Annotated in this window: 8 protein-coding genes; 5 read left to right on the top strand and 3 right to left on the bottom strand. The window is 67.6% G+C overall.

Annotated features, from left to right (window positions below; translation table 11 throughout):
- The 3 genes from EV671_RS23740 to yicI form a co-directional block, all read right to left on the bottom strand.
- Window positions 1-500: MFS transporter (locus tag EV671_RS23740; protein ID WP_132576397.1), on the bottom strand; the 500-nt coding region annotated here is incomplete at its 3' end.
- Window positions 497-2,035: a hypothetical protein gene (locus tag EV671_RS23735; protein ID WP_132576396.1), complete on the bottom strand. Its 1,539-nt coding sequence runs from the start codon at window positions 2,033-2,035 to the stop codon at window positions 497-499. The genes EV671_RS23735 and EV671_RS23740, both read right to left, overlap by 4 nt.
- Before the next feature lie 107 nt (window positions 2,036-2,142).
- Complete coding sequence (yicI, locus tag EV671_RS23730) at window positions 2,143-4,437, bottom strand: alpha-xylosidase (RefSeq protein ID WP_132576395.1); 2,295 nt, start codon at window positions 4,435-4,437, stop codon at window positions 2,143-2,145.
- 159 nt (window positions 4,438-4,596) lie between these two features.
- On the opposite strand from yicI, the gene EV671_RS23725 reads away from it, so the two are divergent.
- The 5 genes from EV671_RS23725 to EV671_RS23705 are packed head-to-tail and all read left to right on the top strand — an operon-like array spanning window position 4,597 to window position 11,542.
- The gene (locus EV671_RS23725) at window positions 4,597-5,832 is read left to right on the top strand and encodes an ROK family transcriptional regulator (RefSeq protein ID WP_132576394.1); all 1,236 of its coding nucleotides are present in this window, start codon (window positions 4,597-4,599) and stop codon (window positions 5,830-5,832) included.
- Complete coding sequence (gene xylB / locus EV671_RS27595) at window positions 5,832-7,283, top strand: xylulokinase (RefSeq protein ID WP_132576393.1); 1,452 nt, start codon at window positions 5,832-5,834, stop codon at window positions 7,281-7,283. The genes EV671_RS23725 and xylB overlap by 1 nt, the downstream gene beginning before the upstream one ends.
- A gap of 12 nt (window positions 7,284-7,295) precedes the next feature.
- Window positions 7,296-8,612: a xylose isomerase gene (xylA, locus tag EV671_RS27590; protein ID WP_132576392.1), complete on the top strand. Its 1,317-nt coding sequence runs from the start codon at window positions 7,296-7,298 to the stop codon at window positions 8,610-8,612.
- A gap of 48 nt (window positions 8,613-8,660) precedes the next feature.
- On the top strand, window positions 8,661-10,106 hold the full coding sequence (locus tag EV671_RS23710) for a GH1 family beta-glucosidase (RefSeq protein WP_132576391.1): 1,446 nt from the start codon (window positions 8,661-8,663) through the stop codon (window positions 10,104-10,106).
- The gene (locus tag EV671_RS23705; RefSeq protein ID WP_132576390.1) at window positions 10,103-11,542 is read left to right on the top strand and encodes an MFS transporter; all 1,440 of its coding nucleotides are present in this window, start codon (window positions 10,103-10,105) and stop codon (window positions 11,540-11,542) included. Before EV671_RS23710 ends, EV671_RS23705 begins: the two co-directional genes overlap by 4 nt.
- The last annotated feature ends 18 nt before the right edge of the window (window positions 11,543-11,560 follow it).

Below are 11,560 nucleotides of genomic sequence, written 5' to 3'. Positions count from 1 at the left end.
CCCTGCTGGTTGTGCAGCCAGCCGGTCAGCGACACCAGCAGCCCGGAGGCGATGACGGCGCCGAGGTTCCAGCACATGCCCTGCAGGCCGGAGTAACGCGCTTGGTCGGTCTTGGAGGCGGTGGTCATGAAGACGCCGTCCGCGCAGGTGTCCTGCGTGGCCGAGGCGAAGCCGGTGATCCAGAAGAAGGCCAGCGACAGCTTGAAGAAGCCCTCGGTGGGCAGGCACAGCGCGACGAGGCCGAGCGAGGCCGCCATCGTGAACTCCATGCTGATGACCCAGAAGCGCTTGCTGCGGTAGGCCTCCAGCAGCGGCGCCCACAGCGGCTTGAGCACCCAGGGCAGATACATCTGCGAGGTGTAGAGGGCGATGTCCTCGTTGGAGACGCCGAGGTTCTTGTAGATGATGGCCGCGACGACGCCGACCATCACATTGGGCAGGCCCATCGCGAGGTAGAGCGAAGGCACCCACGCGAGCAGGTGACGGGATTTCTGGGTCATGGTGTGGCGGGTTTCAGACTGCCGTTGAGCAGCTCAAGGACAGTGGCGGCGTCCTGGTTGGATTGCAGGGCTTGCAGCGCGGCGCGGGCCCTTTCGGTGCCCTCGCCGCCGTGGGGGTTGCTGGCCAGCGACTGCAGGCCCCGCAGAGCCTTGTCGCGGTTACCCGATTGAAGATGCGCCCAGACGGCGAAATGGACATAGGGGCCGATCTGGGGCTCCAGCACGCTAGCCGCGTCGGCCGCGTTGATCATGCTAGGGCTCAGCCCTTTGACGCCGAGCACACGGGCCAGTTGATACAACGTGGGCGCGTCGTTGCGACGCTGCTTGTAAGCCGCCATCAGCGAAGCCCTGGCCTGTTCGAGTGCCTCGCTACGGTCGACGCCGGTGGCCTGCGCGGCCTGCGCCTGCCAGGCCCAGCCCAGCAGGCGGTTGGCCTCGAAAGGCGGGGCGGCCTGCTGGGCCCAGGGGGCAAGGATCTGCAAGGCCTTGTCCGCTTCGCCGTAGCGGATCTCTGCATACGCCAGCGCCCAGCGCATCGAGTCTGGCGCGCGCTCGCCTCCCGCCTTTTTCACGCGCTCCTGAAGTCGCGTGAGCACGGCCTTGCCATGTGCCGCCTCGGGGTGCGTGGCGATGATCATGCCGTCGAACTCGGCCTCGGCCTGCTCCACAGGCAGTTCGGTGACGCGCACTGCCGCCGGTGCACCAGCCGGTATCTGGGCCGCGTACACGTTGTCAAGGTGCCGGCGTAGTTCGCTGTTCAGGCGGTTGGGCTCAATGCCGGTGGCAGGCTCCAGAGCCGCAAGGGCATCCTCCCCGGCGGCGACACGGCGGAAGTACTCGTTGAAGCGCTCGACCCGCTCGGTCTTGGACAGCACGTAATGGGTCAGCAGCCAGGACTGCGCATAGAAGACGCCGAGGTTGCTGTCGTCGACATTCTTGTCGCCGGTGGACTGGAAGCTCGGCTTGAGCAGCTTCTCCGGCTGCAGCCATGAGCGCCGGGCCAGGATCCCGGCAGACGGGTTGAAAGCACCAATCTCGATCGCGTCACGGCTGATGCAGGTCGCACCGAAGTATTCGGCGAAGCCTTCGACGTACCACGCCGGATAGGCCATCCGCGCGTACTGCGCCATCATGCGGTGCGCATACTCGTGGAACAGCACCTGCCCGGTGAAGTCTTCTGCCCTTGGCTCGTTGACGGCGAAGGCCTGGGCGCCATCTGTGCCCGAGACAAAAAGCCCCTCCAGACGACGGCCGCGCAGGTAAGGCTGGATGCGCCCTATGAGTTCGGTGTCGTCGCTGAGCACCATGGGGAACGGCGGCCGGGCCAAGCCCTGGCCGCCACCCAGTGTCATCAGCATGGCCTCATGCAGACGCTCGAGATCCTGCAGTCGGGTCTCGGCCATGCGCCTGGATGTCTGCGCCAGCAAGCGGAAATGCTCGCTCTCGGCCAGCAGCCATGACGCAGACCAGGCCGGCGAACCCCAGGCCAGCAACCCTGCCACCAAGGCCGCCATCCAATCGCGATGTCGCATCATCTTCCGCCTTGTTTTGTTCTGACCAGGCACCCGCTGCCGGAGTCATGCACTAGCGGTTCGAACAAGCCGCTACCGACCCTCGAGGAGGTCGGCGGCGGTGGCCCGAATCAGGCGCTCCAACTCAGTTCAGCGCCCTTGGCAAGCACGGGGCTGCGCCGACCGGCGACGTCCAGGCACCAGTCGCGCAGCGCGCCTTCGGTGACCTCGGCGGCATAGCGCTGGCCCTGGCGGCTGACCCTGCCACGCGCGGCGACGCTGCCATCCAGCCCCACGACCGTGAAGGCCGCGCTCGCGCCGTCGTCCAGCTCGAACACGCGCAGCACGGTGCCGCGGGCGTAGTCGTAGTCGGGCTTCTCCGTCTCGGCACCCCAGGCGATGACGCTGTTCGGCGCCGCGTACAGGGGCAGCGACAGGAAGCCATGCGTCTCGCGGTGCCAGCGCCCGCCCGGCTTCTTCTCGCCGGACAGCAGATGGGTCCATCGGCCCTCACCTTCCGACCCAGGAAGATAGAAGTCCACCTCGCCCGCCTCGCTGAAGACGGGCGCCACGAGCAGGGCCTCGCCGAGCTGGTACTGCCGGTCCAGCGTCGCACAGGCCGGGTCCTGCGGATGCTCCATCAGCATGGCGCGCATCAGCGGCACGCCGGTCTGCGTGGCCTCATGCGCCTTGGCATAGAGATAGGGCATCAGCTGGTGCTTGAGCCGGGTGAAGACGCGCAGCACGTCGCAGCTTTCTTCATCCACCAGCCAGGGCACGCGGTAGAAGCTGCTGCCGTGCAGGCGGCTGTGCGAGGACATCAGGCCGAACTGGATCCAGCGCTTGTAGACGGCCGGCGGCGGGTTGCCCTCGAAGCCGCCGATGTCGTGGCTCCAGAACGCGAAGCCGCAGCTGGTCAGCGACAGGCCGCCTCTGAGGCTCTCGGCCATGGACTCGAAGGTGCTCCAGCAGTCGCCGCCCCAGTGCACCGGGAAGCGCTGGCCCGAGGCATAGGTGGAGCGCGCGAAGACGATGGCGTCCTTGCCCTGGACTTCCTGCAGCAGCTCGAAGACGGCTTCGTTGTACTTGAGCGCGTAGAGGTTGTGCATCTCGACCGGGTCGGAGCCGTCGAAGTAGGCGACGCCCTCGCTCGGGATGCGCTCGCCGAAGTCGGTCTTGAAGCAGTCGGCGCCCATGGCCAGCAGGCGGCGCAGATGGCCCTGGTACCAGGCCTTGGCGGCCGGGTTGGTGAAGTCGACGATGGCCATGCCGGGCTGCCACTGGTCGGTCTGGTAGGTCAGGCCATCTTGTGGACCGCCCTTGCGCTTGATGAAGTAGCCCTGCTTGACGCCTTCGGCGAACAGCGGCGACTTCTGCGCGACGTAGGGGTTGATCCAGAGGCTGATCTTCAGGCCCTTGGCATGCAGGCGCTTGAGCATGGCCTCGGGCTCGGGGAAGCCGCGGCGGTCCCACTCGAAGTCGCACCACTGGAACTCGCGCATCCAGAAGCAGTCGAAGTGGAAGACCGACAGCGGCAGCTCGCGCCGGGCCATCTCGTCGATGAAGTGGGTGGCCGTGGCCTCGTCGTACTGGGTCGTGAAGGAGGTGGTGAGCCACAGGCCGAAGCTCCAGGCCGGCGGCAGCGGTGCGCGGCCGGTCAGCGCCGTGAGCCGCTGCACGACCTCCTTGGGATTCGGGCCGGCGATGACGCAGTAGTCCAGGCTCTCGCCCTCGCGGCTGAACTGCACACGGGCCACCTTCTCCGAGCCGACCTCGAAGGACACCGGGCCGGCCTCGTTGACGAGCACGCCGTAGCCGCGGTTGGTCAGGTAGAAGGGCACGCTCTTGTAGGCCTGCTCGCAGGCGGTGCCGCCGTCCTTGTTGGTGTTCTCCACGACCTGGCCGTTCTTGACCCAGGGCGTGAAGCGCTCGCCCAGGCCGTAGACGTTCTCGCCGACGGCCAGCGTGAGCTGCTCGTGCACATGGTTGCCCTTGCTGCCCCATTGGACGTAGCCCAGGCCGCGCCAGTCGCTCTTCGTGAGCACGCGCTCGCCGTCGCGGAAGGTGAGGCTCCAGCCCTCGCCCTTCTTCACGTCGACCGAGATGGCGCCGGAGGTCAGCGTGGCCTTGGCCTCGCCGTCGACGATCTGCACGGCGGGCCGTCCGGCGCCGGGCATCGGCACATGCAGGCGCGGCGGCATCGAGGCGCTGTAGTGCTCGACGCTGACGCGGATGACGCCTTCGAGCGGCGAGCTCAGCGTCACCGTGAGCGTGGGGCCTTGCAGCGTGTCGCCGCGGTGCTTGATGGGGCGGGTCGCGGCGAGCACGACGAGGCGGTCTTCGTGGACTTCAACCGCATAGGCCTCGGCCGCGTAATGCGCGGCGACGCCCGGCTGAAGCAGCCACTGTCCGTCAGTGAACTTCATGGTGGGTCTTTCTCTTGTCTCCGAAGGACGGACTGAAGGCCCTACTAGGGCAACCGAGCAGTTCGTCGCTATTTACTTCGTCCAGCGATCAAATTAACATTTGGTCAGACCGGATTGAACCACAATACACCCGGTCCGACCAATAAGAGGAGACAACAATTGCGGGCCGAATTGGCTAAAGGGGGGCAACAGCTGCTTAAAGTCATCAACCGGATGACCGTGGTGCGGCACCTGTGCGCCAGCCCGGGCGCATCGCGCGCCGATTTGGCGGTTGCCGTCGGCCTGACCAAGTCCACGGTCAGCTCTTCGGTGCGCGACCTGATTGCCCAGGGATGGGTTGTCGAACGGGACGTCGTCCCGACCGGGGACATGGGGCGACGCCCGACGCCACTCTTCATCGATGACAACCGCCTGCTGCTGCTGGGCGCGGAAGTCGGTATCGAGTCCATTCGCGTCGTCGCCACTTCGCTGACGGGTGCTGTTCATGCCTGCGTCGTCGCCGACCACGGCGACGACCACACCGCCGAAACCTGCATTGCCCGTCTTGCAGTGGCGCTGAGCGAGCTTCATGCGAACGTGGGCCATGAGCGTCAAGTCATCGGAATCGGCGTCGGCGTGCCGGGCGGCGTCAACCAGTTGCGCGACGTCGTGCAATTTGCGCCCAACCTGGGTTGGCATGATGTGCCATTTGCCACGCTGCTGGGCAGGGCCTTGCGTGGGACCACGCTCGACGGCCTGCCTCTCGTTGTGCGAAACGAAGCGGACGTCGCTGCAATAGGCGAGCTTGAGTTCAATTCCACGCCGGACGCGAATCCGCTGATCTATGTCTCGGTCAACCAAGGCCTGGGTGCCGGCGTCATCGTCGGTGATCGCGTGTTGACCGGAAGCCGCGGCTACGCCGGCGAGGTCGGTCATATGGTGCTGCAGTTCAACGGTCCACGATGCTCCTGCGGCCGCCGCGGCTGCGCGGAAGCGTTGATTGCGACAGGGGCGCTGCTGCGCATGGCCAGCAAAGGAGCTGCGCTGCAGTCGATCGACGAATTGCGCGCCCGCCTGGCCGACCAGGATGACGCCGCACTGAAGGCCGTCGCGTCCGCCGGACGTCATTTGGGCATGCTGCTTCTGAACCTGGCTGCCGCCTACGACCCGGGCAGCATCATCCTCGGTGGTGCCGCCATCGAGATCGGCGCCCCGTTTCTACAACCTGCACTGTCGGCGCTGAGTGATTTTGCGAAGGCCGGAAATTCGCCAGAACCGACCGTCAGAACCAGTCGGTTCGGCGTCGATGCCGTGGCAATCGGCGCGGCTGCGCTTGTCCGCCACAGCCTCACCCGCCCGACACTGTCCTCGGCCAACGCCATCGTGGCGAGCGCCGCCCCCAAGGAGCACCTCTGATGTATCTCGGCATCGACCTCGGCACGTCCGAAGTCAAGTTGCTGCTGCTCGATGGCAACGGCAATGTCGTTGGCACAAGTGGCGCCGCACTGACGCTGTCCACACCGCAACCCCTGTGGTCCGAGCAAAACCCCGCGGACTGGTGGCGAGCGACCGGCGAAGCCGTCTCCCGGCTGCGTACGGCCCACCCGAACGCATTCGCTGCCGTGCGCGGCATCGGCCTGTCGGGCCAGATGCACGGCGCCGTGCTGCTCGGTGCGCGCGACGAGGTGCTGCGCCCGGCCATCCTGTGGAACGACGGCCGCAGCCATGCCGAGTGCGCCGAGCTGGAGGCCGCTGCGCCGCGCCTGCACGACATCGCCGGCAACCTCGCGATGCCGGGCTTCACGGCGCCGAAGCTGCTCTGGGTGCGCCGGCACGAGCCCGAGGTCTTCGCCCAGGTCAGGAGCGTGCTGCTGCCCAAGGACTGGCTGCGTCTGCAGCTTTGCGGTGACAAGGTCTCCGACCCGTCCGACGCGGCCGGCACTCTGTGGCTGGACGTGGCCCGCCGCGACTGGTCCGACGAGCTGCTGGCTGCCTGCGGGCTGATGCGCGAGCAGATGCCACGCCTCGTCGAGAGCAATCAGCCCAGCGGCGTGCTCAAGCCCGAGCTCGCCAAGGCCTGGGGCCTGGGCCCCGAGGTCGTCATCGCGGGCGGCGCCGGCGACAACGCGGCCAGCGCCATCGGCATCGGCGCCGTGGCGCCCGGCGACGGCTTCATCTCGCTGGGCACCTCGGGCGTGCTCTTCATCGTGAACGACCGCTACCGACCCAACCCCGCGTCGGCCGTGCACGCCTTCTGCCATGCCCTGCCCCAGCGCTGGCACCAGATGAGCGTGATGCTGTCGGCCGCGAGCTGCCTGCGCTGGTTCTGCCAGCTCGTCGGTGCGGACGAGGCCACACTGCTGGCCGAACTTTCGGCAAATGACAGCGCAGTCATTTCAGCGCCGATCTTCCTGCCCTACCTGGCCGGCGAGCGCACGCCGCACAACGACCCCTTTGCCCCAGGTGTCTTCCATGGCCTGAAGGCCCACACGACGCGTGCCGACTGCACCTATGCCGTGCTGGAGGGCGTGGCCTTTGGCCTGGCCGATGGCCTCGATGCCCTGCGGGCCGCGGGCACCGAGGTGCGCCGACTGTCGCTCGTGGGCGGAGGCTCGCGCAGCCAGTTCTGGGCGCAGTTGATCGCAGACGCCCTCGACATCGACATCGCGCTGCACAGCGGCGGCGAAGCCGGCGGGGCCCTGGGTGCTGCGCGCCTGGGCTGGCTGGCCGTGGGCGGCAGCGCCGAGACGGCATGCACCCGTCCGCCCGTCACCGCCCTGTTCTCCCCCGACGCCGGGCGCCATGCCCGACTGACGACGCGCCTGGCGCTTTTCCGTGACCTCTATCGCCGCCTGCGCGGTGCCTGACCTTCCATCATCATGACGAGCTACTTCCACCACATCGCCCCGATCCGCTACGAGGGCCCCGACAGCCAGAGCGAGCTGGCCTTCAAGCACTACGACAAGGACCGCATCGTGCTGGGCCGGCGCATGGAAGACCATCTGCGCTTTGCCGTCTGCTACTGGCACAACTTCGTCTGGACCGGCCTGGACCCCTTCGGCGGAGCCACCTTCGAGCGCCCCTGGTTCCAGGGCGGCACGCCGATGGAGCTGGCCCGCGCCAAGGCCGACGCAGCCTTCGAGTTCTTTGCCAAGCTCGGCGCGCCCTACTACTGCTTCCACGACCGCGACGTGGCCCCCGAGGGCGCCACGCCGCGCGAGAGCCAGGACAACTTCAAGCGCATCGTCGAGCTGCTGGCCGAGAAGCAGCAGGCCACCGGCGTGAAGCTGCTCTGGGGCACGGCCAACCTGTTCAGCCACCGCCGCTTCATGTCGGGCGCCGCCAGCAATCCCGACCCCGAACTCTTCAAGATGGCGGCGCTGCAGGTGCGCGACGCGCTGGACGCGACGCTGGCCCTCGGCGGCGAGAACTATGTGCTCTGGGGCGGCCGCGAGGGCTACGAGACGCTGCTGAACACGCGCCTGGGCCAGGAGCTGGACCAGCTCGGCCGCTTCCTCAGCATGGTCGTGGACTACAAGCACAAGATCGGCTTCAAGGGCGCCATCCTGATCGAGCCCAAGCCGCGCGAGCCGTCCAAGCACCAGTACGACTTCGACGTCGCCACCGTCTACGGCTTCCTCGTGCGCTACGGCCTCGAGAAGGAGGTCAAGGTCAACATCGAGGCCAACCACGCGACGCTGTCGGGCCACAGCTTCGAGCACGAGATCGCGATGGCCGGCGCTCTGGGCATCCTGGGCAGCCTGGACATGAACCGCGGCGACCCGCAGCTGGGCTGGGACACCGACCAGTTCCCCAACAACGTGCCCGAGACGGCGCTGGCGCTCTACCACGTGATCCAGGCCGGCGGCCTCGGTTCGGGCGGCCTGAACTTCGACGCCAAGGTGCGCCGCCAGTCGCTGGACGCGGCCGACCTCTTCCACGGCCACATCGGTGGCATGGACGTCTGCGCCCAGGGCCTGCTCGCGGCCGAGAAGATGATCGAGGACGGCCGCCTCAAGGCCGCCGTCGATGCCCGCTACGCCGGCTGGGAAACACCCGCCGGCCAGGACATCCTGCAGGGCCGCCACACGCTCGGCCAACTGGCCGACCAGGTGCTCGAACGCAATGCCGACGTGGCCCCTGTCTCCGGCCGCCAGGAGGTGCTGGAGAACCTCGTCAATCGCTTCTGCGGTTGAACACCCGGCCGCGCACAGACGGTGCCGGCCACCCATCACAGGATTGCTATGACCGACTCAAGCACCTTCCTGGCCGATTTCATCCGAGGCGTCGCCGCCACCGCCCCATGGGGCGACGGCCGTGCCTTCATCGACACCGACACCGTGACCTACTCCAGCCCCTTCCCCGCCGACTTCGTGTTCGGCGTCGCCGCCGCCGCACCGCAGATCGAGGGCGCCGCCTTCGCCGATGGCAAGGGCGAATCCATCTGGGACCGCTTCTGCCGCCAGCCCGGCAAGGTGCACGACGGCGACACGCTGGATGTGGCCTGCGACCACTACCACCGCTTCGACGCGGACTTCGCGCTGATGGCCTCGCTGGGCGTCAAGAACTACCGCCTGTCCCTGGCCTGGCCGCGCATCTACCCCAGCGGCGACGGCGAGCTGAATCAGGCGGGGCTGGACTTCTACCGCCGCCTGTTCGCGAGCATGAAGAGGCACGGCATCACGCCCTGGGTCACCCTCTTCCACTGGGACCTGCCGCAGGCGCTGGAAGACCGCGGCGGCTGGACCTCGCGCGTGACCGTGGACGCCTTCGCCCGCTATGCCGACACCGTCGTGAAGGCCTTCGCCGGTGACGTGAAGCACTGGATCACGATGAACGAGATCCGCTGCTTCACGCAGCTGGCCTATGGCGCCGGCACCAAGGCGCCGGGCCGCAGGGAGAGCCAGGCCGTCGTCAACCAGACCTTCCACCACGCCCTGCTCTGCCACGGCCACGGCGTGCGCGCGGTGCGCGAGTTCGGCGGCGCGGGCGCCGTGGTGGGCCTGACGGACAACCTCGACGTCTGCATCCCCGTCACCGAGACGCCGGCCGACATCGCCGCCGCCAAGGCCTGGTTCCTGGAGAAGAACGCCCATGTGCTGGGCGCCATGCATGCCGGCCACTATCCCGCCGACTACCTGGCCCGCGCCGGCGCCGATGCGCCCCGGGTCGAGCGCGGTGACTTCGACCTCATCAGCCTGCCCACCGACCATCTCGGCCTGAACATCTACACCGGCACCTATGTGCGTGACGGCAGGAACGGTGCGGCCTGGGAGGCGGTGCCGCTGCCCGCCAACTACCCGAAGGCAGACAGCCCCTGGCTGCACATCGCGCCGCAGTGCATCTACTGGGCCACGCGCCTTGCCGCCGAGTGCTACGGCCACCGGTCGCTCTACATCACCGAGAACGGCTGCGGCTACAACGACGAGCCGGTGGTGAACGGCGAGGTGCCGGACCTGCACCGCCGCGACTTCCTGCGCAACCACCTGCGCGAGGCCCACCGCGCGATTGCCGACGGCGTGCCGCTGCACGGCTACTTCCTGTGGAGCTTCATCGACAACTACGAGTGGGAGGACGGCTACCAGCGGCGCTTTGGCATCGTGCATTGCGACTACGCCACGCAGGTGCGCACGCCCAAGCTTTCGGCCCGCTACTACGCCGACGTCGTCCGCGGCCGCTGCATCGTATGAACGCCGCCGACCTGCCCCTGACCCGCGCCCTGCCACCCTTGGCCGACCGCCTGCCGCTGAAGCAGAAGATCGGCTTCGGCCTGGGCTCGGTGCTCGACATGTGGGGCCACTGGCTCTACCCGTCGCTGGCCAGCACCGTTTTCAATATCTTCCTTGGTGTCGCACCGGGCCTGATCTCGACGGTGCAGATGATCAAGATCTTCATCGACGCGGCCAGCGATGCAGTCTTCGGCTGGCTCTCCGACAACACGCGCACCCGCTACGGCCGGCGCCGGCCCTTCATCCTCGTCGGGGGCGTGCTGGCGGGCATCGGGCTGCCGCTGATGTTCGCCGTGGGCCGAGGCTGGACCGACATGCAGTACTTCAGCTTCATGCTGGTCAGCATGGTGATCTATGTGCCGGTGATGAGCTGCTTCAACATGCCGTGGGTCAGCCTGGGCGCCGAGATGACGCCGGACTATCACGAGCGCACGACCGTGATGGCCATCCGCAATGCCATCCAGAAGGGGCCGGAGCTGGCGATGTTCTTCGCGGCCCAGTTCACGACGCTGGCAATCTTCAATCAGTCCAACGGCAAGCCCGACATCCTGCGCGGTGCGCAGACCTATTGCGCCATCCTCGGCGCCATCATGGTGGCCGTCTCCATTGCCATCTTCCTGCTGGTGCGCGAGCGCTACTACGAGAAGCTGGTGGCGCGCACCCAGACCCACATCCCCTTTGCCGACACGCTGTGGCGCACGCTGCGCTGCCGGCCCTTCCGCCACATCCTGGGCATGATGCTGGCCTACGCCACGGGCACGGCCATGGTGGGCACGCTGGGCTTTTACGCGACGGTCTATTTCGTCTGCGGCGGTGACATCGTGCAGGGCGCGAAGTGGAACACGGCCATGGGCCTGGCCGGCATGGGCTTCGGCTTCGCCGGCATCCCCTTCTTCACCTGGATCGCGCGCCGCCACGGCAAGCGCGTGGGCCTCGCCGCCGTGCTGTCGCTCGCCATCTGCGCCTTCATCGGCGACTGGTGGCTCTACGACCCCGAGCGCCCCGTGCTGCAGCTCTTGGCCTGCGGCTTCGTCGCCTTCACCGGCGCGGGCTTCTGGACCCTCTACAACGCCACGCTGGGCGATGTCGTCGACTACGACGAACTGCAGACCGGCCAGCGCCGCGAGGGCTCGTTCGCGGCCTGCCAGTCCTGGATCTCCAAGGTCGGCATCGCGCTGGGCACGGGCGCCTCGGGCTGGATCCTGCAGTTCACCGGCTTCGATTCCAAGCTGGACGTCCAGGATCCGCACGCCATCTTCATGATCCGCATCCTGCTGTCCAGCATTCCCGTCATCGGCCTGGTGCTGGCCCTGCTGTCGCTGCTGCGCTTCGAGCTGACCGAGGCGCGCATGGCGGAGATCCGCAACAGGCTGGAAACCACGCGAGGCCGGGTATGACACCCATCCGCACATTTG

Origin of the sequence: Roseateles saccharophilus (assembly GCF_004342485.1) — a bacterium.
Taxonomy (GTDB): Bacteria; Pseudomonadota; Gammaproteobacteria; order Burkholderiales; family Burkholderiaceae_C; genus Pelomonas; species Pelomonas saccharophila.
This window is presented reverse-complemented; position numbering and strand designations above follow the sequence as displayed.